Below are 26919 nucleotides of genomic sequence, written 5' to 3' on the forward strand. Positions count from 1 at the left end.
CCATCAACCGCACCGCTCAACGTCGACCGGAAGGTTTCGCGTGGAAACGCTGCTGATCGTGCTGGCCGCCATCCTGCTCATCGCGGCGATCGTCGTGCTGGTGAAGGCACTTCAGCGGCCGAAGACGCCGAAGACCCCGACCACGCGGGAAGATCCGCTCAAGTTCGCCGCCACCATGCCGCAGTTCGGCCCGCGCCAACTCGGACCCGGCGCGATCGTCTCCCACGGCGGCATCGACTACGTGGTCCGCGGCTCGGTGACGTTGCGCCAAGGCCCGTTCGTCTGGTGGGAGCATCTGCTGGAAGGTGATTCCGATTCGGAGCCGCTGTGGTTCAGCGTCGAGGAGGACGAGGGCCGACTCGAGTTGGTGATGTGGACACGACGCAAGGATGCGGCACTGCAGCCGGGCGGCGAACTCGCCGTCGACGGAATCGCCTATCGCGAGACCGAACGCGGCAGCGCGTCGTTCACCACCGAGGGCACCACCGGACTGCCCGCGGGTGGGGAGATGGAGTTCGTCGACTACGCGAACGCCGACGAGACATCGCTTCTCGGGTTCGAACGCTGGGCTTCCGACATGCCGTGGGAAGTGTCGACCGGCAAGCCCGTGCGAGCCGGCGAGCTGACGGTCTACCCCGCGCCGCCGCCCAGCGAATAGGAAACCGTGCCCTTTCACCGACTGGTTGTGACTCCGGCTGACGTGTCCGGCAGGGGACTTCGGCTGGCCTTGAATGCGTGCGTGCCGACGCCGCTGGCGGCGTGCTCGCTGACCCATCCCGCCGACGGCGCGTTGGTGCTCGGCGTGCTCGGCGCGTCGCACGTGGTCACCGTCGAGCAATCCGAACACACCTTCTCCGAAGAGGTTTCGTGTACGGCGCGCACGGATGCCGAGCTTCCGGGCCGCGCCGAAGCGCCCGGATACCGGATCGAGTCCCGGACGGAAGCGTGTGGCGAGGCGGAGTTTCGCAGGCTCGCGCAGATGCTGCGGGTCAGTTGTGAGCGCGAGCGTGGCTGGCTGGGTGGTGCGTTCCCGGGTGACGACGCCGCACTGACCGCGCTGGCCGCCGAACCGGACGGGTCCGGATGGCGCTGGCGGACATGGCATCTGTACCCCGACCGAGCCGCGGGCGGCACCGTCGTCTACACCCGCAGTCGGTGGCGACCGTGAGCAGAACCGCGATGTTCTGGCTGGCCGGCGGGCTGGCCGTGGCGGGGATCGCATGCCTGGTTCTCGGGATCTCGTTGCAGAACCGCGACATTCGTACATATGTGGCTGAGAACTACGCCGCGTACTCGCACGGTTCGGAGGCCAGCAGCTACGAGTGCAGCGGGTCGCCCAGCGACGTGGCCGACCGTCTTGCCGACTATCGGGCTCCCGAGGCGCGGGCCACCGATCGCGGCATCGAGTACCTGCGATATGACGACGACATCGTGATCATCGGGCCCGACGGCAACCGACCATGCACGATCCGGGTCGAGGACGTTCGCGGCAGCAGATACAGCGGGGGCGCCTTCATCTTCCTCGGGCCCGGGTTCTTCCCCGGTGCACCGGCGGGGGGCGCGGGCGGTAGCTCCGGCGGCCCGGGTGGAACGAAATGACGCGCGCACCAGAGCCAATCAGGTAAGGAGAAACCATGGATCTGGCGGTCGAATTCGGCAGCATCAGCGGCGAGAGCCTCGCCCAGAATGTGGTCGCAGCGATCCTGTACTTCCTGGTGGGTGTCGGCGTCCTGGCAGCCGGATTCGCCATGGCCGACTTGCTGACCCCGGGGAACCTGCGTCGGTTGGTGTTCGTCGAGCGGCGGCCCAACGCCGTCGCGGTCGCATCGGGAATGTATGCAGCCCTGGCCATCGTGGTGATCTCGGCGATCGTGGCCAGTTCCAACGAACTGGGCCAGGGGCTCGTCGACGCGGCGGTGTACGGCCTCGTCGGCGTTGTGCTGCAAGGACTGGCGCTGATCGTGCTGGAAGTGGTGGTGCCCGGGCGTTTCCGAGACCTGATCACCGAGGAGCGGCTGCACCCGGCCGCCATCGCGACCGCCGTGACGCTGCTCGCCGTGGGAGGGGTGAACGCCGCCGCGCTGTCATGACGGCGACCGAACACGACGCACCCGCACCGCGGCTGGCCGGATCGGTCCGGCGGTGGCGCGCGGTGTTGTTCGCGGCCGTGGCGGCGTGCGCGGCGTGCGGCATCATCTACGAACTGGCGCTGCTGACCCTGTCGACCAGCCTGCACGGCGGGGGCATCGTGGCGATGTCACTGATCGTCGCGGGCTACGTCGCCGCGTTGGGAGTCGGTGCGCTGCTGGTGAAGCCGTTGCTGCACCGTGCCGCTGTCACGTTCATCGCCGTCGAGACGACGCTGGCGATCGTCGGCGGGTTGTCCGCGGCCGCACTGTACGTCGCGTTCGCTTTCGTTGGCGGCTCGCTGTGGGTGCTCGCGATCGGCACCGCCGTGATCGGCTGCCTTGTCGGCGCCGAGGTGCCGTTGCTGATGACCCTGCTGCAGCGTGGACGCACCGCGGGCGCCGCCGATACCGGTCGGGTACTGGCCAACCTGAACGCCGCCGACTACCTCGGCGCGCTGATCGGCGGGTTGGTCTGGCCGTTTCTCCTACTGCCGCAGCTGGGCATGATCCGGGGCGCCGCCGCCACCGGGATCGTCAACCTCGTCGCGGCGGCCGTCGTGGCGGTGCTCCTGCTGCGACGCATCGTCACTACGCGCGAACTGGCGGTGTCGCTGACGGTGCTGGCGGCCGCGCTGGCGCTGCTTGTCACGCTTCTGGTGCGCGCCGACGGCATTCAGACCTCGACCCGCCAGCGCCTCTACGCCGATCCGATCATCGCCCACGAGCAGTCGGCGTACCAGGAGATCGTCGTCACCCGGCGCGGTGACGACGTTCGGCTGTATCTCGATGGCGGACTGCAGTTTTCGACTCGCGACGAGTACCGCTACACCGAGAGCCTGGTCTACCCCGCACTCGGTGGCGACCCTCGCTCGGTGTTGATCCTCGGTGGCGGTGACGGCCTGGTGGCACGTGAAGTGTTGCGAGACGAGGACATCGAGACAATCGTGCAGGTGGAGTTGGACCCCGCTGTGGTCGAGGTCGGGCGTACTACGTTGCGTGACGCGAACGCCGGCGCCCTGGACGATCCGCGGGTGCAGGTGGTCATCGACGACGCGATGACATGGCTGCGTGCGGCCCCCGGAAACGTCGAGTCCGGCGGCTTCGGCGCGGTGATCGCCGACCTGCCCGACCCGGACAACCCGGCGTTGGGACGGTTGTATTCGGTGGAGTTCTACGCCTTGATCGGCCGCGTTCTGGCGCCGGACGGTCTGCTGGCCGTGCAGGCGGGCAGTCCCTTCTCGACCCCGGCCGCGTTCTGGCGCACGGTGTCGACGATCCGTGCCGCCGGCTACTCGGTGACCCCGTATCACGTGCACGTGCCGACATTCGGCGACTGGGGATTCGTCCTGGCGCGCCGGGGCCCGACGGCGCCGAAGCCGACGATCCCGGCCGACGCCCCGCCGCTGCGCTACCTCGACCAGCGGACGCTGGATGCCGCCACCGTGTTCGGCGGCGACATCCGGCCCCAGTCGTTGGAGCCCTCGACGCTCGACCACCCGCGCGTCGTCGACGACGTGCGGCGTGGATACCGCTGACCCGTCAGCCGCCCGCAGGCACCGGCCAGCGGTCGTTGACGTCGGCGTTGGTGTCCTTGCGGGCACAGTGCGCGCAACAGAAGATCGCTTCTTCTGTCTCGATGCCGTGACCGAGGATTCGGCACCCGCAGTGGGCACACTCCGGAGCCAGTTGGACCGCCGCGCACTCGACGCTGTCGAACGTCGCGCTGCGGCCGTCGGGCCACGTCACGGTGAACGCCTTGTCGTAGTCGTTGCCACAGGTATCGCAGATCGCCATCACAACTCCTTGTCGATTCGCCCAGTCGAGTGCCCGGTGAGCGGGGCCGACAAACGCAGCCGTAGTCACAAGCAGCGACTCAGACGCCGTCGGGCCCGTTCTGCAACAACCGGGCGAACCCGTCCTCGTCGAGGATCGGCACGCCCAACTCGACGGCCTTGTCGTACTTCGAACCCGGCGAATCACCGGCGACCACGTACGCCGTTTTCTTCGACACGGAGCCGGCCGCCTTGCCACCGCGGGCGACGATCGCCTCCTTGGCCTCGTCACGTGAGAAACCGGCCAACGACCCGGTGACCACGATCGACAACCCCTCCAAGGTCCGTTCGATGCTCGCGTCGCGTTCGTCGGCCATCCGCACGCCCGCGGCACGCCATTTGTCCACGATCGCCCGGTGCCAGTCGACGGTGAACCACTCGGTCACCGCGGCCGCGATCGTCGGGCCCACGCCTTCGACAACCGACAGCTCCTCCTCCGAAGCCGCCATGACGGCGTCGAGGCTGCCGTACTCGGTGGCCAGTGCGCGCGCCGCCGTCGGCCCGACGTGCCGGATCGACAACGCGACGAGCACCCGCCACAGCGGTTGGGATTTCGCCTTGTCCAGGTTGGCCAGCAGGCGTTTACCGTTCGCCGATAGCTGTCCGTTCTTGGTGGTGAACAGGTCGGTGCGCAGCAGGTCCTCTTCGGTCAGCGTGAACAGGTCGCCCTCGTCGGTGATGACGCCGGCCTGCAGCAGAGCGGTGCCCGCCTCATAGCCCAGACCCTCGATGTCGAACGCGCCGCGGCCGGCGACGTGAAACACGCGCTCGCGCAACTGCGCCGGACAGGACCGGGTGTTGGGGCAGCGGATGTCGGCGTCACCCTCCTTGGCCGGCGCGAGCTTGGTCCCGCACTCGGGGCAGTGGGTCGGCATCACGAACTCGCGTTCGGAGCCGTCGCGCAGATCGACGACCGGGCCGAGCACCTCGGGGATCACGTCACCGGCCTTGCGAATGACCACCGTGTCGCCGATGAGCACACCTTTGCGCTTGACCTCCGAGGCGTTGTGCAGCGTGGCCTGGCTGACCGTCGAGCCGGCCACCTTGACCGGTTCCATCCACGCGAACGGCGTGACCCGGCCGGTGCGCCCGACGTTGACCCTGATGTCGAGCAGCTTGGTCTGCGCCTCCTCGGGCGGGAACTTGTAGGCGACGGCCCAGCGCGGCGCCCGCGATGTGGAACCGAGCCTGCGCTGCAACGAGACGTCGTCGACTTTGACCACGACACCGTCGATTTCGTGTGCGACGTCGTGGCGGTGTTCGCCCCAGTAGGCGATGCGTTCGGTGACCGCGTCGATTCCCGTCACCTGGGCGGTGTGCTCGGAGACCCGCAGCCCCCAGGCGGCCAGGGCGCGATAGGCGTCGTGCAGGGTCTTGGGCCGGTAACCCTCGGCATGGCCCACGCCGTGACAGATCATCCGCAGCTTGCGGCGCGCGGTGACGGCGGGGTTCTTCTGCCGGAGCGAACCCGCGGCGCTGTTGCGTGGATTGGCGAACGGTGGCTTACCGTCCGCGACCAGGCCGGCATTGAGTTCCTCGAAGTCGGCCACCCGGAAGAACACCTCTCCGCGTACCTCGAGAACCTTCGGCAGCGGGAATTCATCGCTCTGCGTGAGCTTTTCGGGCACATCGTCGATGGTGCGGGCGTTCAGCGTGACGTCCTCACCGGTGCGGCCGTCACCGCGGGTTGCCGCGCGCTCCAGCCGGCCCTCGCGGTACACCAGGGCCAGCGCCACGCCGTCGATCTTGAGTTCGCACAGGAAGTTCGCCTCCTGCAGCACGTTCGGGCCGAGCTCACTTTTGAGCCGGCCGACCCATGCGGCGAGCTCGTCGGGCGTGAACACGTTGTCCAGGCTCAACATCCGCTCGAGGTGTTCGGCGGAGGCGAAGTCGGTGGAGAAGCCGGCCCCTCCGACCAACTGCGTCGGCGAGTCCGGGGTCCGCAGTTCCGGGTGGTCGTCCTCGAGTGCCTGCAGTTCGCGCAGCAGCGTGTCGAACTCGGCGTCGGTGATGATCGGCGAGTCCCGCACGTAGTAGCGGAACTGGTGCTCACGCACCTCGTCGGCGAGCTCTTGCCAGCGACGACGCACGTCGGCGTCGGGGGCGTCTCCGGCCTGTGCGGCCAGCGCGTCTTCCGCACCCTTGGAGGTCACCTTCGCAGGCTAACCGAGCGGCCCGACAGCACCGCACCGTTACCCTGGGCACCATGCCGCACCCGATCATGTTCCGCGACGACGACCCGGTGCTGGCGCGGGTACGGACAATGGCGCTGGCGTTCCCCGAGGCTTACGAGAAGGTCTCGCACGGACGGCCCGCGTTCTTCGTCGCCAAGATGTTCGCCATGTACGGCGGCAGCGTCAAACCGGCGACTAAGGGCGACTACATTCAGTACCCGCAGTCGATCCTGGTCAAGGTCGACGACGGTGAACGCCAGGCGCTGCAGCAGGACGCCCGATTCTTCTCGCCCGCCTACCTCGCACCGTCGGGGTGGCTCGGGCTCGACCTGTCCGCAGACAAAAAGATCGACTGGGACGAGATACGCGAGCTGATCGACGCGTCGTTCCGATTGACCGCGCCCAGGAAACTCGTCAAACAGCTCGACGAAGGCTGAACAGGTAGCAGGCAGGCCATGATTCGATCGGAGACGCCATGAGTTTTGCGAGCCCCTTCCCCGAGGTCGACATCCCGTCCACCAGCGTCTACGACTACTTGTTCGGTGATATCGCAGAAGACGACCTCGACCGCGTCGCGCTTGTCGACGCGAAATCGGGGCGCGAAACCACCTACCGCGAAACGATCGCGCGCGTCGACGCGTTCGCCGGTGCGCTCGCCGGACGCGGGATCGGCGTCGGCGATGTGGTCGGCCTGCTCTCACCGAACAGCTCGGGATTCGCGGTCGCATTCCACGGCATCCTGCGCGCGGGCGCGACGGCCACGACCGTCAACGCGTTGTTCACCGCCAAGGACATCGCCAAGCAGTTGACCGACTCGAACGCCAAGCTGCTCGTGACGGTGTCGCCGCTGCTGGCCCAAGCCCAGGAAGCGGCCGCGGCGGTCGGCATTCCCGACGACGGGCTCATCGTGCTCGACGGACCCGGCCTGTCCTCCGACGGGCATCCCAACGCCGCCGACCTCATGGGGCCGGGCCATCCACCACCCGAGGTGAGCTTCGCGCCCTCATCGCACTTGGCGGTGCTGCCCTACAGTTCGGGAACGACCGGAAACCCGAAGGGCGTCATGCTCACCCACCGCAACCTGGTGGCCAACGTCGCCCAGATCCGGCCGCTGCACGGCATGGTCGCCGACGACATCGTGTTGGCCGTTCTGCCGTTCTTCCATATCTACGGGATGACCGTGCTGCTCAATGCGGCACTGCACGCCAGGGCCCGGCTGGTCATCATGCCGAGCTTCGATCTCGGCGACTTCCTGGGCAACATCCAGGACCATGCCTGCAGCATCGCGTTCATCGCCCCGCCCGTCGCGGTCGCGCTGGCCAAGCATCCGCTGGTCGACGAGTACGACCTGTCGTCGCTGAATGTGGTGATGTCGGGTGCGGCCCCCTTGGACGCCGACCTCGGCCACGCTGTCGCCGAGCGGTTGGGCTGCCGCGTGATCCAGGGTTACGGCATGAGCGAGCTCAGCCCGGTCAGCCACATCACGCCCTTCGACGGCGGCCAACACGAGATGAACATGGTGGCCCCGCTCAGCTCGGTCGGCTGGACGGTGTCGAACGCCGCGTCGAAGATCGTCGACCCCGAGACCGGTGACGAGATCGACCCGCCCACGGAGGGTCTCAGCGAAACCGGCGAACTCTTGTTCAAGGGTCCCAACGTGATGGCGGGCTACCTCGGCAACGAGAAGGCCACCAAGGAGACCATCGACGACCAGGGCTGGTTGCACACCGGTGACCTCGCACAGGTCGACGCCGATGGCTGCGTCTACATCGTCGACCGGCTCAAGGAGCTGATCAAGTACAAGGGCTATCAGGTGCCGCCCGCCGAGCTGGAGGCCGTGCTGCTGACTCATCCCGACATCGCCGACGCGGCCGTGGTCGGAGTCGTCGACGCCGATGGCGAAGAGGTACCGAAGGCGTTCGTGGTCAAGCGATCCGGAGCCGAGCTGAGCGAGCAACAGGTGATCGAGTTCGTCGCGGGCGAGGTGGCTCCCTACAAAAAGGTCCGCCAAGTGGCGTTCATCGACGCGGTGCCGAAATCGGCGTCCGGCAAGATCCTGCGCAAGGACCTTAGACAGAGCTAGAACAATATCTATGCTTTGAAATGCGCATTCAGAGCACTGGCGCGTCATCTGGACATGCACAGCGCTCCCACGCAAGATCCTGATATGGCGACTGACAGCTCCCCCTGACCGATCTGCTGACCTCATGGGAGTTGGCCTTGCAGGCTCAGCACAAGGCACCGCCGACGTTGAAGAAGTATTTGACCGGCGCACGGTTCTATCTCAAGTGGTGTGCGGCCAACGGCCACCCCGCTGCGTTGGATCGCCGCCTGGTGTCTGCGTGGATCGCCGAAATGTTGGCTAGCGGTGCTGAACCCGCGACCTCTCACGCACGCCTGCTGGGGGTGCGCAGGTTCTCCGCGTGGCTGACCGACGAAGGTGAACTTGACGCTGATCCTCTCGCCGGAATTAAGCCACCCAAGTTGGACGTGAAGGTGGTGGAGTCGCTGACCGACGACCAACTCCGCGATCTGATGCAGAAGACCAGTGGGTGCCGGGTCAAGCCTGGCAACCTGAGCCGGGAACTACGGGGTTCTGAGAGATCCCGGTATGCGTCGTGGTGGACGCTCGGAATGGCACCGGCCCGCAGTTGATTCTGCGGGCCGGTGTTTCCATTAGTCCAGCTTCGGAAACTTCTGAAGGCAGTAACTTCTCAATTCTGCTGCGACGCCCTCGATTTGGTCCCTCAACGGTGGGAACTCCACTGACTCCATCAGTACGCCCAGGAGAGCGGCGCGATCCATTCCCTGTACGCGTTTCGCTACATCGCACAGTCTGCGGACCACGCCAAGTTCTCGTGACGTGAGTATTTCCAATCGCTGCACCGCGCCAGTGATATTCCTGTCTTCGGTGAGCATCAGCACCCCAAGAACATGGACACTGATCCGCCGATACAAGGGTGCAGCCAACTGTTCGATGAGAGGTTCCAACTCACCTATGACCCTCTGGACTGCTTCGACGTCTACTCCCTGATCGGTTTGGACTTGTGGAATCTGCATGGTGCGCGTTGCTTCCCACAGCGGGCCTTGAGCTTCCCGCTCACCTAGCGCGGTCAGAAGCGCGGCGATCTCGGCGCGGAGTTTTTCGGTACGGGCATCCTCACGCGCTTTGGTGAACTGGACTCTGGATTGGGTGGCCGACGCTTCGGCGAGTTCTCGCGAGTGTTTGGCTGATGCCTCGGAGAGGTCACGCGAGTGTTTAGCCGATTCTTCGGCAAGTTTCCGCGACTGACGCAAAGTGTTGCGGTTCGTCAAGAGGTTCACCAGCACCGCGATACTCGCAACGATCACGGTGCCTAGACGGTATGGAGGCGACTTGAGGCCGAAGGCCTCGGGCTGCAATCGGACGTGGGTTGCCGGTATCGAGTGAACACTCGCACTGGTAGAGCCACAGTTGCAGATCAGGAGGCCTCCGGTGAGTTTCAACGGTACGAGTGTCGGGTTGGACGTGCATGCGCTTTCAGTGGTTGCCCATGCCGTGGATGAAGAGACGGGTCGAGTCGAGCGGGCACGGTTGTGCCCAGATCATGGTGAGATTCTGGGCTGGTTGCACCGCCTGCGCGCTCCGGTGCGTGTGGCCTATGAGGCTGGGCCCACAGGGTTCGGTCTAGCGCGGGCGTTGGCTGCTGCCCAGATCGACTGCGTGGTCGCTGCGCCGTCGAAGTTGATCCGTCCAGGCGGGGATCGGGTCAAGACCGATGCCCGTGATGCCGCGCATCTGACCCGGCTGCTGCGTTTGGGTGAGATCACCGCGGTGACCGTTCCCGAGGCCGACGTGGAGGCGGTGCGCGATCTGGTCCGCGCCCGCGAGGATGCCCGCGCGGATCTGATGCGGGTTCGGCACCGGCTGTCCAAACTGCTGCTGCGCCACAGCCGGGTGTATTCCGGTGGGCAGGCGTGGAATGGAGTGCACGAAACCTGGCTGCGGCGGCAACGTTTCGATGATCCCCACACCGTGGCAGCCTTCGACCATCACTTCGAAGCCGTGTTATCCGCGACCGCCGCCCGGGACCGCCTCGATGAACAGATCGTCACGGTCGCGGCCTCGCCACGGTGGGCTGACCCGGTCAACCGGCTGGGCTGTCTGCGAGGGATCTCCGCGCTGACCGGATTGGCGCTGAGCGTGGAGATCGGGGACTGGACCCGGTTCACCGGGTCCTCGATCGGCGCCTACGTGGGCCTGGTTCCTACCGAGTACTCCTCAGGCACCTCACGAGTTCAGGGCTCGATCACCAAAGCCGGCAATGCTCACGTGCGGCGACTGCTGATCGAGGCGGCCTGGCATCACCGGGCGGCCTATCGCAGTCCCGGTCCGACGATGCGAGCCCGCTGGGCCAAGGTCGACCCCGCGCTCAAAGCACGCGGGCACGCCGGCAACCGCCGCCTGCACCAGCAATGGTGCCGTTTCAACGAACGCAAAAAGCATCACGTGGTGGCCAACGTCGCGGTCGCCCGCGAGCTTGCCGGCTGGTGCTGGTCACTGGCCACCCTGAACTAACCGGCCAGCACTCAGGCTTGATCGGAGTCGGCGGGTGGGCGGCGAGGTAGGCGAACTGGACCTGCGTTAGAGCTATGAGCCACAACGGCATTCATAAGTGCTGATGTGACGCCCGTCCCTAGAGAGCAGCCACCGTTCGCGCCGAACCATCGTCTTGCGGTAACCAACCCGCGCATATCAGTCTGACACCACCGTCGTTGACCAACGACCGCCGCCGCACCGACTGACACCGATCAAACGAAAGCCGCCCCCCGCATACAACCGGGGCGGCTTTCACCTGCCTATTGACAAACCATGCCTACATATCAGCTCTGGTGTCGGGCTAATTGCTGCAATCCAGTTGCCGACGTGGTCCCACCCGATCAGGCAGCCCGCAGTGAAACTGAATAAGGTGACAGCGATAGCCGTCGACACCACCACTTCGGTGGTGTCGTTGTTCTGATCCCCCATGCGGGCATCGTCGCATCGGCCCTCAACGGTCACAGGTAGAAACGCCGCCGACGTTTTCGACCGTAACTACGATGGGCCGGAATCCCCCTCGGGGTAGGAAGCGAGTTGCAGTTGCTTGAGAATGTTCAGCTGATCGCGATTGAGTACAACTTGCTGGATGCTCAGAGTCCGTCCTTCGGACGGAATCATGATTGCAGTCATGCGTCCCGGCACCGGACTCACCGCAACCATCGCACTGCCAAATGGCTCACCCGTGGTTACTTTCTCCATCGCTAGGTACAGCCAAGGGGACGTTTCCCAGGCGAGCTGTCCCTGGATGGTCACCATGGTCACATGGTGAAGCTCGCTATCGGCGGTGCGGATGTAGACCTTCGCGCTCTCGATGTCGAGCGTGTGACCAAAGGGCCAGCGGAGGTCATCCTCCGGCAAAGGCTCCCCCCTCTCGTGAGCCTCTAATTGCGGTTCTAGGCGGTCCTGCATTGGTTTTGTGTGCCAAAGCCTGTCGGTGGAGAGCAGCAACATGCCGTCAGAAAAGGTTGAGAAATCAGGGTAGGCCGCATGCTTATTGCCGTCGGCATCAAATAGTGTTGTGTCCCATGATATCTCGAAATACGGACCGGGGATGCCGTGCAGATATACGTTGCGTTCTGGCCACGTGAGATACGACTGTGTACCCCTAAAAACCTTCGAGGGAGGCCCCTTCATAGGTGCGAGGTTCGGGAACTGTTCTTCAATCGGAGTGGTCCACTCCTTAATGACGTACAGATCGATACCGTGATGGGCCGCCTTCTTGATTGCAGGCTTGTAGTACCCCGAACTGCACACGATGGCGCGACGAGTGAGGGTAGGCATGTCGTTGAGCTTCGCGGCGAGTGCTTCCACATCTGAAACGTCGAGCTTCTTCTTCCAATGCTTGACCTCAAAGCCCGCAAACCCATACACGCCGTCGGGCGTAGTTACAGTGACGTCTACATCGCGGCGCGTGCCCGACGCCTCATCCACCACTTCGTCGCCAAGAGTCACGTGGTAATTCGCCGTCGAGCCGTACTTCAGGTGGTACAAGCCGACGAGGTACTGAAAGAGCATCGGGGAAAGCGGCAGCTTCTCCGTTGTGGGCATGGGCTCGAATCTATGGAGCGCCGACGACGAATGCCACACTTGTTTCACAATGAGCAACGGATCAAGCCCACGATAAGACCCTGGCCTCAGTCAAGGATCTTTCACGCCACAGCGCTCAGTGGCGACCACGTATTACCAGGTCAACGCACAGCGCTAGGTCAGCAATCCTGCGCAAGGACCATCAGGGCCGGCCGATCCGTTCGGCGGCCTGCGCCGCTCGCGCCTGCCGATAGCCCAGCGCGGCGCCCGCCACGGGGATGAGCAGCAACCCGGCCAGCCCCCACAGCGGGTCGCTGGTCCCGGCACCGGGCGCGACGACGAACTGGCGCACCACCGCGGGCGGGGTGGCCACCGGGTCCAACACAGCGGGTGCGGGCGGCGCCGGTGAGAGCGGCGTCGTCGGGATCGGTTGCGCGGGCACCGGCGCTGAGGGTGCCAGTGCTGGTGGCTGCCAACCGGTTTCGGGCTGAAGGTCGCGGCTTTGCGGCACGCGTCCGTTGCCGAACGTCACCTGTGGCGGCTCAAAGGCGGGGCCCGGCGCACTCGCAGCGCCGGATCCACCAGAGGCAACCGGGGCGGCCGACGCGGTGTTCACCGGTGCTTCGACCGGGGGCGTCGCGTCGGCGACGGCCGACCGGCTGGCCGATACGTCGGGCGCCGCAGCCGCACGGCTGGCGGATACGTCGGGCGCGGCGGCGCGGCCTGCCGAGTCCGGGGCGGTGCGGCCGGCCGATTCCGGGGCGATAACAGCGCCCGGCCGGCTATCCGGCGACGGCTGCGCGAGCCCGTCTCGGCCGGATCCGACCCGGGACTTCGGGGCCGCGCCGGGCCCGTTGGTGTCCCCGCCCCGTTTGCTGCCGGTCGTGCGCTTACCATCGCGACGGTCGTTGTCGTGCTTGCCGTTGCCGGACCCGCGGCTGAGGTGGCCGCCGCCGCGGTCGGCGCTGTGGCCCCGGTCCGAGCCGCGCGAATCACCGGGGTGGGCGTATGCGACCACCGCACCCGATCCGCTCACCAGGAGAAATACGGACACCACGCCGGCACCTGCGGCGAGGCGCGCGTTCATCCGGACACCATTCCCTTCTCGGCAAAGGCGATCGACGCCGCCTGCGGAGCATTCTCGCATGGGTAGCCGCGTAATACGAGGTGTCCGGCAGGAACGCCGCAAATAGTTCAGCGAAGCGCGTTTTTCGTGGTCCGCGGCGTGCGCCCGTGGGTCGCTCGACGGTGCGATCCACGGCTCGCGACAGCGTCTCCAGGGACTCGCTGGCGTCGGCGAGGAGTGCGGGCCACATCCGCCAGATGCGTTCACGGCCACTGCGCCGGCTGCTCACCAAGCCCGCTGACGCCAACGGTTTGATCGTTGCCAGCCGGTTGACCGGTATCACCTCGGCCGCTTCGCTGACTAGATCGCGTCGGGGTCCTCGGCGAAAGCATCCGCCGCCTTCTGCGCCAATCCGATCGCGGTGCGCGCCCATTCGGTGGTGGCGCCCGCCAGACCGCACGCCGGCGAGATGCCGGTCCGCTCCCTGAGCACGGATCGGGGAAAGCCGAGCCGGTCGGTCAGCGACACCGCGGCCTTGGCGATCTCCTCGACCGAAGGACGGGTCTCCGGCGCTGTCGAGGGCACCACGCCGAACACCACCGTGCGACCCGAGTCGACGAACTCTCCGACGCCGTCGAGGTCGTCGGCCGCCAGGGTCGACACGTCGACGGAAACCGCGGCGATCGAACTGCGCTGCAACACATTCCACGGCACACCTGCGGCGCAGCTGTGCACGACCACCGGGACGTCGGCCGCGGCGACGCATTCGTCGAGCAAACCGATGGCCTGCGCCTCGTCGACGGCGTGCACGGGCGTCAAACTGGTGACCCCGGTCAGCCGGCCTTCGAGCGCGGAGAACAACAGCGGTTCGTCGAATTGAACGACGACCGCCGCGTCGAGCCTCCTGCCGACAGTCGCGCGGTGCGCTGCGATCCCTTCGGCCAGCGACGCGGTGAGGTCGCGCACCGCGCCTCGATCCGTCAGGGCGCGGTGGCCGTTGGGCAGCTCCAGTTGCGCCGCCAACGTGACCGGCCCCGGCGCCTGAACCTTGACCGTGCGCCCAGCGCCGCGCAAACCTGCTTTCTCCCAGGCTTCTTCGAGCGCGTCGAGGTCCTCCTCGAGCAGGCTCCTCGCCCGCCTGAGCACTGCGGTGCGGCCCGCCGCGATCCGATATCCGCGGGGCACGGTGTCCATACCGATGTCCACCAGAATCGCACCGGCCCGGCCGATCATGTCGGCACCCACGCCACGGCCCGGCAGTTCCACCAGATGCGGCAAGGTGGGCAGTTCGCCGACGACGACCTCGGCGGCCTCGCGCGCCGACGTTCCGGGCCAGGACCCGATGCCGGTGGCTGCGGCGAAAGCACTCACTCGTTTGACAGTATTCGATGGGGCTAATCTCATCCCGAAAGGGTTGGGGAAGGACAGGCCATGCCCGCAGCGCTCCGGTCGCTCGTGCTGTGGTGCGTGGCGGTCGCGATCACCTCGGGGTGCACTCAGGTCATCGACGGACACGCGATGCGGGCGACGCCGGGCATCGACGACGGATCGCTGTCGCCGGTCGATGTGGAGACGATCATGCTCGACCAGTCACAGATGCGCGCGATCACCGGGGCCGGTGAGGATCTCACGATCATCCCGACCATGGACGGCAAGATCCCCGTCGACATCGAGCCGCTCGCCGAGACCACTCCCCTGCCGTGCCAATGGATCTTCGCCGAGACGCAGACATTCGGACCGGAGGTCGAGGAGTTCCGCAAGACCACGTTCCAGCACCCGCCCGAAGGCGGATTGATCTCCGAGGGCGCGGCGGCCTATCGTGACGCCGCTACCGCCCGGCGGGCGTTCGATTCGCTGGTTGCTCTCGTCGACGGCTGCAGCGCAACGCCTTTGGGGCCGATGTTCGTCGGCGAGTGGAGGGTCGGCGCGGATACCCTGCAGACCCGGCCCTCGGGCGCCTGCGGTCGCGACTACCGCGTCAAGGCGGTCGTTCTGGTGGAGGTGACCGCGTGCCGGTTCCCCGACTCGGTGCCCGAGATCGTCATGTCCAACATCCTGGCCAACGTCCCCGGATAACTACCGGGTGATCGTCGCGCTACCCAGCACTTCGTCGCCGGCCGGGTCGGGGCGGTACAGCACCATCGTCTGGCCGGGAGCCACGCCGCGCAGGGGCGCGCGCAACTCGACGACGAGCCGGTCGTCGCGCAGTTCGGCCACGCCGTCTGCGACACCGCCGTGCGCGCGGACCTGCACCTGGCATTCGATCGGGCCCGCAGGCGCGACACCGGAGGTGAAGATCGGCCGCTCGCCGGTCAAGGTCCACACGTCGAGGTCTTCGGCGCCACCGACCCGCACGGTCGCGGTCTGCGGGTCGATCCCTGTGACATAGCGCGGCCGTCCGTCCGGGCCCGGCCCGGCGATGCCCAGACCCTTGCGCTGACCCACCGTGAACCCGTGCACGCCGTCGTGTTCGGCGAGCACCGTCCCTGCGGCGTCGACGACCGAACCGCGTCGCACACCGATCTTGGCCCCGAGAAACGCGCGGGTGTCACCGGAGGGAATGAAGCAGATGTCGTGGCTGTCGGGTTTCTCGGCGACCGCAAGCCCGCGACGCGCAGCCTCCTCGCGGATCTGCGGCTTCGGGGTGTCGCCGACCGGGAACACCGCGTGCCGCAGTTGCTCGGCGGTCAGCACCGCGAGCACGTAGGACTGGTCTTTGGCGGCGTCGACCGCGCGCCGCAGTCGACCGTCCGACAGCCGGGCATAGTGTCCGGTGGCCACGGCGTCGAATCCCAACGCCAGCGCGCGGGCGGCCAACGCGGAGAACTTGATCCGTTCATTGCAGCGCACACACGGGTTCGGGGTCTCCCCGCGAGCGTATGACGACACGAAGTCGTCGATGACGTCCTCTTTGAACCGGTCGGCGAAATCCCAGACGTAGAACGGGATGTCGAGGATATCGGCGACCCGACGCGCGTCACCGGCGTCCTCTTTCGAACAACAGCCGCGCGATCCGGTGCGCAGTGTGCCAGGAGACGGTGACAGTGCCAGGTGAACACCGACGACGTCATGTCCGGCGTCGACCATCCTGGCGGCGGCGACCGAGGAGTCCACGCCGCCGCTCATCGCCACGAGTACCCGCACTACTCGACCACTCCCGAACTTGCCAGTGCCGCCTGCCGGGCCCGTTCGACGGCGGCGGGCAGCACCGCGAGCGCGGCATCGACGTCGTCCTCACTGCTGATGTGCCCCAACGAGAGTCGCAGCGAACCCCGCGCACTCGCCGGGTCGGCACCCATCGCGATCAGCACGTGTGAGGGCTGCGCGACGCCTGCCGTGCAGGCCGAACCGGTCGAACACTCGATACCCTTGGCGTCCAACAACATCAGCAGCGAGTCGCCCTCGCAGCCGCGGAAGGTGAAGTGGCAGTTGCCGGGCAGCCTTGCGGTACCCGTCGCGCCGTTCACCTCGACGTCGTCGATGGCAGCCAACACGCCTTCGATCAAGCGGTCACGAAGCGCCGACACCCGCGCACCGTTGGTCTCGAGCCCGTCGACCGCGGCTCTCGCCGCTGCGGCCATCGCGACTGCTCCCGCGACATACGGTGTGCCGGAGCGGACGTCGCGCTCCTGGCCTCCGCCGTGCAACAGCGGGACGCAGGCCGTGTCGCGGCGCAGCAGCAGCGCACCGATCCCGGTGGGGCCGCCGAACTTGTGCGCCGCGATGCTCATCGCCGAAAGCCGACTCGCGGCGAAGTCGACCGGAATGTGGCCGACGGCCTGAACGGCGTCGCTGTGCATCGGCACGTCGAATTCTGCTGCCACAGCGGCGAGCTCGGCGATCGGCATGATCGTCCCGACCTCGTTGTTGGCCCACATCACCGACACCAGAGCCACGTCGTCGTGGTCCTGCAGCGCCTGGCGCAGCGCCGCGGGCGTGACCGAACCGTCCTTCTCGACGGGCAGCCAGGTCACCTCGGCGCCCTCGTGCTCGACGCACCACTCGACCGAATCCAGCACGGCGTGGTGCTCGACCGGCGTGGTCACGATCCGCCTACGGCGCGGATCGGCGTCGCGACGGGCCCAGAAGATGCCTTTGACCGCAAGGTTGTCGCTCTCGGTGCCGCCCGCGGTGAAGATCACCTCCGACGGGCGGGCGCCCAGCAGATTGGCCAGCGTCTCGCGCGACTCCTCCATCCGCCGCCGGGCCGTGCGGCCCGTGCCGTGCAACGACGACGCGTTGCCGACCGTCGCCATCGCGGCCGTCATCGCCTCGATGGCAGCGGGGTGCATCGGGGTGGTGGCGGCGTGATCGAGGTAGACCGGCTGATCCGAGGTCATAACCCGTCCAGAATAGCCGTCGAGCCGGGACTCCCCCGATCCGCTCAGGCCACGAGCGCGTGACCGGACGGGTGTTTGGTGGTGTAACCCCGCACCGCCGTCTCACAGCGATTGGCCAGGTCGCGGCGGTCGGTTCCGGGTAGCTGCAGCGACTCGACGTGCACCCGCGCGACCGTGCGCCTCGTCGTGACCAGTCGCCGGATCGAGTCGAGCAGTGTGTCATCGCCCACATAGGCGGCGACGGTGGAGGTGGCGCCGTCGGCGTGGTGATACGCCAAACGCAACGGCTGGACCGGCCTGCCGGCGTCGATGGCGCCCTGAAACATGGCGGGGCGGAAGCGGCCGTACGCCAGTCCGCAGTAGGTGGTGCCCTCCGGAAACGCGATCACGGTACGGCCCGCACTCAGATTGCGGGTGACGGCGCCCACCACGTCGGGCAGGCGCCGCAGGTCCGACCGCTCGATCGGGATCACCTTGAGCAGCCGAGCCAGCAGTCCGAGGCCCGGCCAGCTGACGAGTTCGGACTTGGCGACGAACCGGCCTGGCAGCACCGAGCCGACCACGAAGACGTCCACCCAGGAAATGTGGCCGCTGACCACCAGAACGCCGCTCAGGTTGCGGATCGGGCCCCCGGACACCCTGGTCCGCACACCAAGGCAGTACAGCAGCAACCGGCAGTAGCCGCGCTGCAGATGGGATCGGCCGGGGGCGGGGACGGCCAGCATCGGCGCCAGCAGCAGGAGCAGCAGGGCGGAGGTGACCCGTACCGCGGCGCGGCAGGTCACGATCACCCGTGGCCCGGACCGCGCGGCGTCTGCGCCGACGCAGCTCGCATCGCACGACGCCTTCGGCACCCAGGTGCCGAGGGTGCTCACGGCGCGATCCCGCCGGCCAGGGCGGCGGCCTCGACGGACCGCAGCCTGCGCAGGTAGCGCGTATCGGCCCGACGCTTGTCGAGCAACGCCGGGAAATCGCCAACGCCGAAATCGGGATCGTGGGCGGGTTCGCCGCACACCTGCGCGCCGAGCCGCAGGTAGCCGCGCATCAACGGTGGTACGACGAGCCTCTCCGGCGGCTCGATGTCGTCGAGGCCCTTGCCGCCGACGGTCACCGGCCGGTACGGGTGCACGGTATGGAGCGCCGGTGCGGCGTGGCGGCGACGGACGAAGTCGCGGACCCCGCGGATCTGTGCGCCCGGCGGGTAACCGTCGGGGCCGTGGACGGGCACCGACACGCAGCCGGTGACGTAGTCGTACCCGCAGCGGTCGAGGTACGCCAGGATCCCGGCCCACATCAGCAGCACGACGGCTCCGCTGCGGTGATCCGCTCGCACCACAGCCCGGCCCATCTCGACCAGGCCCGGCCGCAGCGGGTCGAGCGCACGCACGTCGAATTCGGTTGCGCTGTAGAGGCTTCCGGCGGCGACGGCGCCCGCGGGTGGCAGCATTCGATAGCATCCGACAAGGTCGCCGGTGACGTCCTCGCGTACCAGCAGGTGGTCGCAGTGCTCGTCGAAGCGGTCGGCGTCCCGGCCGTCGGCGGCACCGGTCAGCGTGAATCCGGGCTCGGCGGTGAACACGCCGTGGCGCAGCCGCTGCGCCGCTTCGATGAGCGTGGCATCCGTCGTCAGCAGCAGGGTGTAGCGCGGCGCGGGACCTGCGGACCCGGTCCGGCCGCGGTCGATCTCCTCGGGGGCGATGAGTACAGAAGCAGTGCTCATGGCTGCACGCTCGCCCAGCCGCATCTCCGGGCGGCATCGCAGGCGTGACGTGTCGATGAGCGCCAGGTGACGAATTGCCCCGGCGAGACGTCAGTCGCCGAGCAGCACGACGTTGTCGGCTACCGCGTTGCGGGGTGTGCGCACGTGGTTGGCCGGGAAGTTCGGGTCGGCGTACCCGATCGCGAGTCCGCACAACACCCGCAGTTCGGCGGGGATGTCCAGCTGTTCGCGCAGCACCTCGGGGAAGTGCGCAACCGAAACCTGCACGCACGTGTCGAGACCGCGTTCGGTCAGCGCAAGCACCAGCGTCTGCAGGAACATCCCGACCGCGAGGCTGTCGGCGTGTCCGAGATCGCGGTGCATGCAGACCACTCCCGCCACTCGGGCGCCGAAGAACTCGAAGTTGCGCAGCTGTGCGAGACGTCGCCCCTCGGCGTCGTGACGGGGCACACCCATCGAGCCGTAGACCAACGCGCCCAACTCCTGCCGCAGCGGTGCGAAGCTCTCCGGAATCCCCATGGTCGCGGGAAAACCGGCGGACGCGCGGTGCAGCAATGATTCGACGAGTTGGTCGCGGCGCGCGCCGGTGGCCAGGAACAGCCGCCAAGGTTGGATATTGGAGTTCGACGGTGCACGCATCGCCAGCTCCAATGCCTCGTCGAGGAGTACGCGCGGTACGGGCTTGTCGGGCAGGAACTTCCGTGTGCAGTGCCGCTCGCGGACAGCCCGGTCCAGGTCGCTCTCGGGCGCCGCGGAGGTCATCGTCGTGCCAGCCAATCCGTGAAGTGCGTCGCGGCGATGACGGCGCCATCGCCGGTGACCAGGCTCCGCTCGTCGAGCGGAGTGCCGAAGTACGTCGCCTCGGTGGTGACCACGACCGGCCGCTCGTCGCCGCGTGCGGCCAGCACCGCACCCGCGAGCTCGGCGAACGGCATCTTGTCGGGCCCGCCGATATCAACGTGACCGTTACTCGGGGTCGCTACGGCTGTCCGGGCCACCTCGGCGGCGACCTCATCGGCAGCGATCGGCTGGATCAGCGCATCGGGCGCCCGCACCTCGCCGTTGCCGCTCAGCGATTCGGTGATCGCCTTGGCGAATTCGTGGAACTGCGTGGCGCGCACGATGCTGAACGGCAGTCCGGAGTCTTTGATGATGCGTTCCTGCGCGACCTTCGCACGCAGATAACCGCTTTCGGGAAGCCCGTCGGCGCCGACGATCGACAGCGCCACGACGTGGCCCACCCGCGCGGCCGTCGCGGCACCCACCAGATTCGTCGTCGACCTCGTGAAGAATTCCATGACCGCGTCGTCCTCGAACGACGGCGAGTTGGTCACGTCGATCACCACATCCGCGCCGGCGACCGCTTCGGCCACCCCGGCGCCGGTCAAAACGTCCAATCCGGTGGAGCGCGCCGCGGCGACCACCTCGTGGCCGTCCGCGGTGAGGATCGATACCACCTTCGAGCCGATGAGTCCGGTCGCGCCGAACACGGTGATCTTCATCTCGGAACCTTTCGTCGTGCCTGTCACGAAAAGACTGGCACTCCGGTGGCGGCGATCGAGCCCTTGAAAGTCCGTAGTCCGAGCGCTCACCCTCGTACGCCCTCGGGACGGCATGCAAAAGGCCCCCGGACAGTGTCCGGGGGCCCGTCGCGCGGAAACTCAGCCCTTGCGAGCCTTGACCGCCTCGGTCAGCTGCGGTGTGACCTTGAACAGGTCGCCGACGATGCCGAGGTCGGCGATCTCGAAGATCGGCGCCTCTTCGTCCTTGTTCACCGCGATGATCGTCTTGGACGTCTGCATGCCCGCGCGGTGCTGAATCGCGCCGGAGATGCCCAGGGCGATGTACAGCTGCGGCGACACCGTCTTACCGGTCTGGCCCACCTGGAACTGGCCCGGGTAGTAGCCGGAGTCGACGGCGGCACGGGACGCGCCGACAGCGCCGCCGAGCGAGTCCGCCAGCTCCTCGACCACGTTGAAGTTCTCCGCGCTGCCCACACCGCGGCCACCCGACACGACAACCGTCGCCTCGGTGAGCTCCGGGCGGTCACCCGCGACGGCGGGTTCGCGCTTGGTGATCTTCGTCGCGTTCTCGGCCTGGCCGGGCACCTCGACGTTGACGACCTCGCCCGCACCGTCGGCGGGTTCAGCGTCGATGGCTCCTGCGCGCAGCGTGATGACCGGAACCTCACCAGTGGACTCGGCCTCGACGGTGAATGCACCACCGAAGATCGAGTGGACGGCCTTGCCACCCTCCTGGACGTCGACGACGTCGGTGAGTACACCGGAACCGGTGCGGGCCGCCAACCGGCCGGCGATCTCCTTGCCGTCGGCGTTGGCCGACAGCAGAACACCGGCGGGCGACGCCGACTCGACCAGCGATGCCAGCACGTCGACCTGCGGGGTGATCAGGTAGTTCTCCGCGTCGTCGGACTCGGCGACGTAGATCTTGGCCGCGCCCGCGGCCTTCAGGCCGTCGGTGAGCGGTTCTGCGGTGCCCGGCGCGCCGACGACGACGGCCGAGGGCTCGCCGAGCTTGCGAGCCGCGGTGATCAACTCCGAGGTGACCTTCTTCAGTGCACCTTCGGCGTGCTCAACGAGCACGAGTACTTCAGCCATGAGTTCTTCTCTCGTCTCTTGTTCTTCGCAGTCTCGGTCTGGGGCCTAGATGATTTTCTGGGCGACCAGGTACTCGGCGATCTTGGTTCCGCCGTCGCCTTCGTCGGTGACCTTCTCGCCGGCGGTCTTCGGCGGCTTCGGCGTCGACGACAACACCTTGGACCCGGCGTTGGCGAGACCGACCTCATCGCCCTCGACACCGATCTCGGCGAGCGTGAGCTTGGTGACTTCCTTCTTCTTGGCGGCCATGATGCCCTTGAAGGACGGGAAGCGAGGCTCATTGATCTTCTCGTTGACGCTGACCACGGCGGGCAGCGGAGCCTCGACGAAGAACACGCCGTCGTCGGTCTCCCGCTCGCCGCTGACCTTGCCGTCCTCGACGGTCACCTTGCGCAGATGCGTCAGCTGCGGCAGACCCAGGTACTCGGCGATGATCGCGGGTACCGCGCCGCCGGTGCCATCGGTGGCCTCGTTGCCGGCGATGACCAGCTCGGTGCCCTCGATGGTCCCCAGCGCACGTGCCAGGGCCCAACCGGTCTGGACCATGTCCGAGCCGTGCATGCCCTCGTCGACGAGGTGCACGGCCTTGTCGGCGCCCATCGACAGCGCCTTGCGGATCGCCTCGGTCGCGCGCTCGGGGCCGGCCGTCAGCACCGTCACAGTGCTGTCGCCGCCTTCCCTCTCCTTGATGAGCAGCGCTTCCTCGACGGCGCGCTCGTTGATCTCGTCGAGCACCGCGTCGGCCGCCTCGCGGTCGAGAGTGAAGTCGCCGTCGGTGAGCTTGCGCTCCGACCAGGTGTCAGGGACCTGTTTGATCAGGACCACGATGTTCGTCATGAGTCTGGTTCGTCCTCCTCGAAGGGACCGATGATCGGTCCGCATAACACGCTTTGAGCAACAACCACCATGTTACTCGCGGGTAACTTGTGGCGGTTCGCAGGAACACTGTAGCGGGTCGAAGTTCGTGTTCTAGCAGCACGTAGGGGGTGAACCATTCGTCTGTGGGCCGTTTCACGTTAGCCTGCCTTCCAATGAGCGCTTTTGTTACTGATGGACCCGACCTCCCCCTCACCGGGGAACGCACGGTTCCGGGACTCGCGGAGGAGAACTACTGGTTCCGCCGCCACGAGGTCGTCTACGAGCAGATGGCCCACCGCTGTGCGGATCGCGACGTGCTCGAGGCAGGCTGCGGCGAGGGCTATGGGGCCAACCTGATCGCCGACGTCGCCCGGTGCGTGATCGGCCTGGACTACGACGAGACAGCGGTCGCCCACGTGCGTGCGCGGTATCCGCGCGTGGACATGCGCCACGGCAACCTGGCCGAATTGCCGCTCGCAGACGGCTCGGTCGATGTCGTTGTGAACTTCCAGGTCATCGAACACCTCTGGGATCAGGGGCAATTCGTGCGCGAATGCCTGCGTGTGCTGCGGCCGGGCGGGCGTCTGCTGATGTCGACGCCGAACCGAATCACGTTCTCCCCCGGTCGGGACACCCCGGTCAACCCGTTCCACACCCGCGAACTCAACGCCGCCGAGTTGACCGAACTGCTCACCACCGAAGGGTTCGCGGTCGAAGGCGTGCACGGGGTCTTTCACGGGCCGCGGCTCGTCGAACTCGACGCCCGACACAACGGCTCGATCATCGACGCCCAGATCGCGCGGGCAATAGCCGATGCGCCGTGGCCCGAGGATCTGCTCGCCGACGTGGCCTCCGTGCGCAGCGACGACTTCGATCTGGTCGACGCGCGCGATCGGAACATCGACGACAGCCTCGATCTGGTCGCGATCGCGGTGCGGCCGTGACATCCGCCGACCCGGCTCCCCGGTCCAATGTCGCCGGCGACCCGGCTCCCCGGTCCAATGTCGCCGGCGACCCGGCTCCCCGGTCCAATGTCGCCGGCGACCCGGCTCCGGGCCTCTTCACGCTCGTTCTCCACACCCACCTGCCCTGGCTGGCTCATCACGGCCGCTGGCCCGTCGGCGAGGAATGGCTCTACCAGTCGTGGTCGGCGTGCTACCTCCCGCTGATGCGGGTGCTGCGCACGTTGGCGGCCGAAGGCCGCCGCCACCAGTTGACGCTGGGCATGACGCCGGTGGTCACCGCACAACTCGACGACCCGTACTGCCTGACGGGGATGCACCACTGGCTGGCGAACTGGCAGCTGCGCGCGCTCGAGGCGACCACTCTCGGTGATCCGTTGCGCCAGTTCGGTGTTCGCGAGCACGCCGAGGCCGAGCAGGCCATCGAGGACTTCGCCACGCTGTGGGCGCACGGCGGCAGCCCGTTGCTGCGCGAGGTGATCGACGCCGAAACCATCGAACTGCTCGGCGGTCCGCTCGCGCATCCGTTCCAGCCGCTGCTCAACCCGAGGCTGCGGGAATTCGCGCTGCACGAGGGACTCGCCGATGCCCGCCTGCGGTTCGCGCACACACCCGTCGGCATCTGGGCCCCGGAATGCGCCTACGCGCCCGGCATGGAAACCGACTACGCCGCAGCCGGTGTCGGCCACTTCATGGTCGACGGCCCGTCCCTGCACGGCGACACCGCCCTCGGCCGTCCGGTCGGATCCTCCGACGTGGTGGCATTCGGCCGGGACCTGCACGTCAGCTATCGAGTGTGGTCGCCGAAGTCCGGCTACCCCGGGCACGCCGCCTACCGCGACTTCCACACCTACGACCACACGACCGGACTCAAGCCGGCCCGGGTGACGGGCCGCAATGTGCCGTCGGAGGCCAAGGCGCCGTACGACCCGGAGCGCGCCGACCGAGCGATCGACGCCCATGTCGCCGATTTCGTCGCGGTGGTCCGGCAGCGACTATGCGACGAGAGCGAACGCATCGGGCGCCCAGCACACGTCATCGCCGCATTCGACACCGAGTTGTTCGGCCACTGGTGGTACGAGGGCCCCGTGTGGCTCGAGCGGGTCTTGCGCGCGCTGCCCGAGGCCGGTGTGCGCGTCGGCACGCTGAGCGACGCCAAGGCCGACGGTTTCGTCGGCTCGCCTGTCGAATTGCCGTCCAGCTCATGGGGTTCCGGCAAGGACTGGCAGGTGTGGGCCGGTGAGCAGGTTGCCGACCTGGTCCAGTTGAACACCGAGGTCGTCGACACCGCGCTGGCGACCATCGACAAGGCGCTCGGCGAGACCGACGCTCCGCCTGCACGCAACTTCGTCGCCGACCAGATCCTGCGCGAGACGCTGCTGACCGTGTCGAGCGACTGGCCGTTCATGGTCAGCAAGGACTCCGCGGCCGACTATGCCCGCTACCGTGCGCATCTGCACGCCCACGCCACCCGCGAGATCGCCGACGCCGCGGCGTCCGGTCGCCATGAGCATGCACAGCGCCTCGCCGCCGGTTGGAATCGTGCCGACGGTCTGTTCGGCGCGCTGGACGCCCGGCGGTTACCGCGATGACCCCACCCCCAGCCTTCACTTCCGCGAGCGACCGTGTTTGCACACCGACACGCCGCTCCGCGTGTACATTTTCCGGTCACTCGCACAGGAGTCAGCGACCGTGAAGATCCTCATGGTGTCGTGGGAGTATCCGCCGGTCGTGGTCGGCGGACTCGGCAGGCACGTCCATCATCTCGCCACCGCGCTGGCCGATGCGGGCCACGAGGTAGTCGTGCTGAGCCGGCGACCGTCGAACACCGACCCCGCCACGCATCCGACCACCGACGAGATCGCCGAGGGCGTGCGCGTGGTCGCGGCGGCGCACGATCCGCACGAGTTCGATTTCGGCAAGGACATGATGGCCTGGACGTTGGCGATGGGCCACGCGATGGTCAGAACCGGTTTGACGCTGAAGTCGCGACGCGGCTGCCCTTGGCGCCCCGACGTCGTACACGCACACGACTGGCTGGTCGCACATCCCGCGATCGCCCTGGCCGAATTCTTCGATGTACCACTGGTATCCACGATCCACGCCACCGAGGCCGGCAGACATTCCGGGTGGGTGTCGGGCCGCATCAGCAGACAGGTCCACGCGGTGGAATCGTGGTTGGTGCGCGAATCCGATTCGCTGATCACCTGTTCGGCCTCGATGCGCGATGAGGTCTCGGAGCTCTTCGGGCCGGGCCTGGCCGAGTCGTATGTCATCCGCAACGGGATCGACTGCAGTCGCTGGCCATTCGCTCAACGCAAGCCCCGGACCGGACCTGCCCGATTGCTGTATCTCGGTCGGCTCGAGTATGAGAAAGGCATCCACGACGCAATCGCCGCGCTACCCCGAATCAGGCGCACCCACCCCGGTACCACGCTGACGATCGCCGGCGAGGGCACCCAGCTCGATTGGCTCGTCGAGCAGGCGCGAAAGCACAAGGTGCTCAAGGCGACCGCGTTCGCCGGACACCTCGACCACGACGCGCTGGTGAACCTGCTGCACACCGCCGACGCAGCCGTATTGCCCAGCCACTACGAGCCGTTCGGCATCGTCGCACTAGAAGCTGCGGCGACCGGGATCCCCTTGGTGACATCGAACGTCGGAGGGTTGGGCGAGGCGGTCATCGACGGTGAAACCGGAATGTCCTTTCCGCCACGCGATACCGCGCGCCTGGCGGCGGCTGTGCGCTCGGTTCTCGACGACCCGCACGCCGCCCAGCAACGCGCGATCGCCGCCCGGGAGCGGCTCACCTCGCAGTTCGAATGGCACGCGATCGCAGACGAAACCGCGCAGGTGTACCTGGCCGCCAAACGCCGTGAGCGCGAACCACATCGGCGCCGACCCATCATCGAACACGCCCTGCCCGGCCGCTGATCAGACGTGCCGACTGGCGGGGATCGTGGATTGATCCCCGCCAGCGGCGTTGTGCGGTTGGGCTCAGAACAGGCCGGTGTCGACGGTGGTGTCCACATCGACGTCGGTGTTGACCTGACCGGAGTTGTCAGTCGAGTTGTCCTGTCCGGAGTTGTCGACCGAGTTGTCGACCGAGTTGTC

The 26919-nt window shown here is 67.3% G+C and carries 27 protein-coding genes; 13 read left to right on the plus strand and 14 right to left on the minus strand.

Going from position 1 to position 26919, the window contains the following annotated elements; all coding sequences use genetic code 11:
* The first annotated feature begins 40 nt into the window (after positions 1-40).
* The 5 genes from A5759_RS13155 to A5759_RS13175 are packed head-to-tail and all read left to right on the plus strand — an operon-like array spanning position 41 to position 3664.
* Entirely contained in the window at positions 41-658 is a 618-nt protein-coding gene (locus tag A5759_RS13155) for a DUF4178 domain-containing protein (protein WP_068198192.1), read from the plus strand.
* Positions 659-664: 6 nt separating this feature from the next.
* The gene (locus A5759_RS13160; protein ID WP_068198195.1) at positions 665-1168 is read left to right on the plus strand and encodes a DUF2617 family protein; all 504 of its coding nucleotides are present in this window, start codon (positions 665-667) and stop codon (positions 1166-1168) included.
* Positions 1165-1599 carry a DUF4247 domain-containing protein gene (locus tag A5759_RS13165; RefSeq protein WP_068198368.1) on the plus strand — a complete coding sequence of 145 codons (435 nt, stop codon included), beginning with the start codon at positions 1165-1167 and terminating at the stop codon, positions 1597-1599. Before A5759_RS13160 ends, A5759_RS13165 begins: the two co-directional genes overlap by 4 nt.
* Before the next feature lie 35 nt (positions 1600-1634).
* A complete protein-coding gene (locus A5759_RS13170; RefSeq protein ID WP_068198197.1) occupies positions 1635-2090 on the plus strand; it encodes a DUF350 domain-containing protein in 456 nt (151 codons plus the stop codon).
* Positions 2087-3664 (plus strand): polyamine aminopropyltransferase, encoded by a 1578-nt coding sequence (locus A5759_RS13175; protein ID WP_068198198.1) that lies wholly within the window; start codon positions 2087-2089, stop codon positions 3662-3664. The genes A5759_RS13170 and A5759_RS13175 overlap by 4 nt, the downstream gene beginning before the upstream one ends.
* Before the next feature lie 4 nt (positions 3665-3668).
* Here the strand turns inward: A5759_RS13175 and A5759_RS13180 are convergent, their stop codons facing one another.
* Complete coding sequence (locus A5759_RS13180) at positions 3669-3923, minus strand: hypothetical protein (RefSeq protein WP_064416829.1); 255 nt, start codon at positions 3921-3923, stop codon at positions 3669-3671.
* 79 nt (positions 3924-4002) lie between these two features.
* Positions 4003-6087: an NAD-dependent DNA ligase LigA gene (gene ligA, locus A5759_RS13185; RefSeq protein WP_156616911.1), complete on the minus strand. Its 2085-nt coding sequence runs from the start codon at positions 6085-6087 to the stop codon at positions 4003-4005.
* 80 nt (positions 6088-6167) lie between these two features.
* Between ligA and A5759_RS13190 the strand changes: the two genes are divergently transcribed.
* The 3 genes from A5759_RS13190 to A5759_RS13200 all read left to right on the plus strand — a co-directional run bounded on the left by A5759_RS13190 (position 6168) and on the right by A5759_RS13200 (position 8790).
* Positions 6168-6572: an MmcQ/YjbR family DNA-binding protein gene (locus tag A5759_RS13190; protein WP_068198203.1), complete on the plus strand. Its 405-nt coding sequence runs from the start codon at positions 6168-6170 to the stop codon at positions 6570-6572.
* Positions 6573-6610: 38 nt separating this feature from the next.
* A complete protein-coding gene (locus A5759_RS13195; protein WP_068198205.1) occupies positions 6611-8218 on the plus strand; it encodes a 4-coumarate--CoA ligase family protein in 1608 nt (535 codons plus the stop codon).
* A 137-nt stretch (positions 8219-8355) separates the two neighbouring features.
* Complete coding sequence (locus tag A5759_RS13200; RefSeq protein WP_197506022.1) at positions 8356-8790, plus strand: site-specific integrase; 435 nt, start codon at positions 8356-8358, stop codon at positions 8788-8790.
* A gap of 21 nt (positions 8791-8811) precedes the next feature.
* Here A5759_RS13200 and A5759_RS13205 read toward each other — a convergent pair whose 3' ends face one another.
* On the minus strand, positions 8812-9486 hold the full coding sequence (locus A5759_RS13205) for a hypothetical protein (RefSeq protein WP_068198207.1): 675 nt from the start codon (positions 9484-9486) through the stop codon (positions 8812-8814).
* A gap of 124 nt (positions 9487-9610) precedes the next feature.
* On the opposite strand from A5759_RS13205, the gene A5759_RS13210 reads away from it, so the two are divergent.
* Positions 9611-10693 (plus strand): IS110 family transposase, encoded by a 1083-nt coding sequence (locus tag A5759_RS13210; RefSeq protein ID WP_197506023.1) that lies wholly within the window; start codon positions 9611-9613, stop codon positions 10691-10693.
* Positions 10694-11209: 516 nt separating this feature from the next.
* Here A5759_RS13210 and A5759_RS13215 read toward each other — a convergent pair.
* The 3 genes from A5759_RS13215 to A5759_RS13225 all read right to left on the minus strand — a co-directional run bounded on the left by A5759_RS13215 (position 11210) and on the right by A5759_RS13225 (position 14678).
* Entirely contained in the window at positions 11210-12262 is a 1053-nt protein-coding gene (locus A5759_RS13215; RefSeq protein WP_068198209.1) for a restriction endonuclease, read from the minus strand.
* Positions 12263-12443: 181 nt separating this feature from the next.
* Complete coding sequence (locus A5759_RS13220; protein ID WP_068198210.1) at positions 12444-13328, minus strand: hypothetical protein; 885 nt, start codon at positions 13326-13328, stop codon at positions 12444-12446.
* Between the two features lie 339 nt (positions 13329-13667).
* Positions 13668-14678 carry a methionine synthase gene (locus tag A5759_RS13225; RefSeq protein WP_068198212.1) on the minus strand — a complete coding sequence of 337 codons (1011 nt, stop codon included), beginning with the start codon at positions 14676-14678 and terminating at the stop codon, positions 13668-13670.
* Between the two features lie 60 nt (positions 14679-14738).
* Here A5759_RS13225 and A5759_RS13230 point away from each other — a divergent pair, with 60 nt between their 5' ends.
* Positions 14739-15383, plus strand: a complete 645-nt coding sequence (locus tag A5759_RS13230) for a sensor domain-containing protein (RefSeq protein ID WP_068198214.1) — start codon at positions 14739-14741, stop codon at positions 15381-15383.
* Here the strand turns inward: A5759_RS13230 and mnmA are convergent, their stop codons facing one another.
* The 8 genes from mnmA to A5759_RS13270 all read right to left on the minus strand — a co-directional run bounded on the left by mnmA (position 15384) and on the right by A5759_RS13270 (position 22822).
* Positions 15384-16451, minus strand: a complete 1068-nt coding sequence (gene mnmA / locus A5759_RS13235) for a tRNA 2-thiouridine(34) synthase MnmA (protein WP_068198219.1) — start codon at positions 16449-16451, stop codon at positions 15384-15386.
* Positions 16451-17647 carry a cysteine desulfurase family protein gene (locus A5759_RS13240; RefSeq protein WP_068198222.1) on the minus strand — a complete coding sequence of 399 codons (1197 nt, stop codon included), beginning with the start codon at positions 17645-17647 and terminating at the stop codon, positions 16451-16453. Before A5759_RS13240 ends, mnmA begins: the two co-directional genes overlap by 1 nt.
* A 44-nt stretch (positions 17648-17691) precedes the next feature.
* Positions 17692-18522 carry a 1-acyl-sn-glycerol-3-phosphate acyltransferase gene (locus A5759_RS13245; protein WP_068198225.1) on the minus strand — a complete coding sequence of 277 codons (831 nt, stop codon included), beginning with the start codon at positions 18520-18522 and terminating at the stop codon, positions 17692-17694.
* A complete protein-coding gene (locus A5759_RS13250) occupies positions 18519-19367 on the minus strand; it encodes a GNAT family N-acetyltransferase (RefSeq protein WP_068198375.1) in 849 nt (282 codons plus the stop codon). Before A5759_RS13250 ends, A5759_RS13245 begins: the two co-directional genes overlap by 4 nt.
* 90 nt (positions 19368-19457) lie before the next feature.
* A complete protein-coding gene (locus A5759_RS13255) occupies positions 19458-20129 on the minus strand; it encodes a nitroreductase (RefSeq protein ID WP_068198229.1) in 672 nt (223 codons plus the stop codon).
* Positions 20126-20869 (minus strand): SDR family oxidoreductase, encoded by a 744-nt coding sequence (locus A5759_RS13260; protein ID WP_068198380.1) that lies wholly within the window; start codon positions 20867-20869, stop codon positions 20126-20128. The genes A5759_RS13255 and A5759_RS13260 overlap by 4 nt, the downstream gene beginning before the upstream one ends.
* Positions 20870-21028: 159 nt before the next feature.
* Positions 21029-21985 (minus strand): electron transfer flavoprotein subunit alpha/FixB family protein, encoded by a 957-nt coding sequence (locus A5759_RS13265; RefSeq protein WP_066845056.1) that lies wholly within the window; start codon positions 21983-21985, stop codon positions 21029-21031.
* Between the two features lie 45 nt (positions 21986-22030).
* Positions 22031-22822: an electron transfer flavoprotein subunit beta/FixA family protein gene (locus A5759_RS13270; RefSeq protein WP_068198233.1), complete on the minus strand. Its 792-nt coding sequence runs from the start codon at positions 22820-22822 to the stop codon at positions 22031-22033.
* Between the two features lie 194 nt (positions 22823-23016).
* On the opposite strand from A5759_RS13270, the gene A5759_RS13275 reads away from it, so the two are divergent.
* The 3 genes from A5759_RS13275 to A5759_RS13285 all read left to right on the plus strand — a co-directional run bounded on the left by A5759_RS13275 (position 23017) and on the right by A5759_RS13285 (position 26739).
* Positions 23017-23787: a bifunctional 2-polyprenyl-6-hydroxyphenol methylase/3-demethylubiquinol 3-O-methyltransferase UbiG gene (locus A5759_RS13275; RefSeq protein ID WP_068198236.1), complete on the plus strand. Its 771-nt coding sequence runs from the start codon at positions 23017-23019 to the stop codon at positions 23785-23787.
* The gene (locus A5759_RS13280) at positions 23784-25397 is read left to right on the plus strand and encodes a glycoside hydrolase family 57 protein (protein WP_082962102.1); all 1614 of its coding nucleotides are present in this window, start codon (positions 23784-23786) and stop codon (positions 25395-25397) included. Before A5759_RS13275 ends, A5759_RS13280 begins: the two co-directional genes overlap by 4 nt.
* Positions 25398-25497: 100 nt before the next feature.
* On the plus strand, positions 25498-26739 hold the full coding sequence (locus A5759_RS13285) for a glycosyltransferase family 4 protein (RefSeq protein ID WP_197506024.1): 1242 nt from the start codon (positions 25498-25500) through the stop codon (positions 26737-26739).
* The last annotated feature ends 180 nt before the right edge of the window (positions 26740-26919 follow it).

Source organism: Mycobacterium sp. 852014-52144_SCH5372336 (assembly GCF_001665615.1).
Lineage (GTDB): Bacteria > Actinomycetota > Actinomycetes > Mycobacteriales > Mycobacteriaceae > Mycobacterium > Mycobacterium neumannii_A.

What these genes read in the sequence shown, in the direction of transcription:
- A5759_RS13180 (WP_064416829.1), bottom strand. Translation starts at nt 3,923, where the DNA reads ATGGCGATCTGCGATACCTGTGGCAACGACTACGACAAGGCGTTCACC.
- A5759_RS13265 (WP_066845056.1), bottom strand. Translation starts at nt 21,985, where the DNA reads ATGGCTGAAGTACTCGTGCTCGTTGAGCACGCCGAAGGTGCACTGAAG.
- A5759_RS13250 (WP_068198375.1), bottom strand. Translation starts at nt 19,367, where the DNA reads ATGAGCACTGCTTCTGTACTCATCGCCCCCGAGGAGATCGACCGCGGC.
- A5759_RS13260 (WP_068198380.1), bottom strand. Translation starts at nt 20,869, where the DNA reads ATGAAGATCACCGTGTTCGGCGCGACCGGACTCATCGGCTCGAAGGTG.
- A5759_RS13240 (WP_068198222.1), bottom strand. Translation starts at nt 17,647, where the DNA reads ATGACCTCGGATCAGCCGGTCTACCTCGATCACGCCGCCACCACCCCG.
- A5759_RS13230 (WP_068198214.1), top strand. Translation starts at nt 14,739, where the DNA reads ATGCCCGCAGCGCTCCGGTCGCTCGTGCTGTGGTGCGTGGCGGTCGCG.
- A5759_RS13220 (WP_068198210.1), bottom strand. Translation starts at nt 13,328, where the DNA reads ATGAACGCGCGCCTCGCCGCAGGTGCCGGCGTGGTGTCCGTATTTCTC.
- A5759_RS13215 (WP_068198209.1), bottom strand. Translation starts at nt 12,262, where the DNA reads ATGCCCACAACGGAGAAGCTGCCGCTTTCCCCGATGCTCTTTCAGTAC.
- A5759_RS13170 (WP_068198197.1), top strand. Translation starts at nt 1,635, where the DNA reads ATGGATCTGGCGGTCGAATTCGGCAGCATCAGCGGCGAGAGCCTCGCC.
- A5759_RS13270 (WP_068198233.1), bottom strand. Translation starts at nt 22,822, where the DNA reads ATGACGAACATCGTGGTCCTGATCAAACAGGTCCCTGACACCTGGTCG.
- A5759_RS13175 (WP_068198198.1), top strand. Translation starts at nt 2,087, where the DNA reads ATGACGGCGACCGAACACGACGCACCCGCACCGCGGCTGGCCGGATCG.
- A5759_RS13255 (WP_068198229.1), bottom strand. Translation starts at nt 20,129, where the DNA reads ATGACCTCCGCGGCGCCCGAGAGCGACCTGGACCGGGCTGTCCGCGAG.
- A5759_RS13190 (WP_068198203.1), top strand. Translation starts at nt 6,168, where the DNA reads ATGCCGCACCCGATCATGTTCCGCGACGACGACCCGGTGCTGGCGCGG.
- A5759_RS13275 (WP_068198236.1), top strand. Translation starts at nt 23,017, where the DNA reads ATGAGCGCTTTTGTTACTGATGGACCCGACCTCCCCCTCACCGGGGAA.
- A5759_RS13195 (WP_068198205.1), top strand. Translation starts at nt 6,611, where the DNA reads ATGAGTTTTGCGAGCCCCTTCCCCGAGGTCGACATCCCGTCCACCAGC.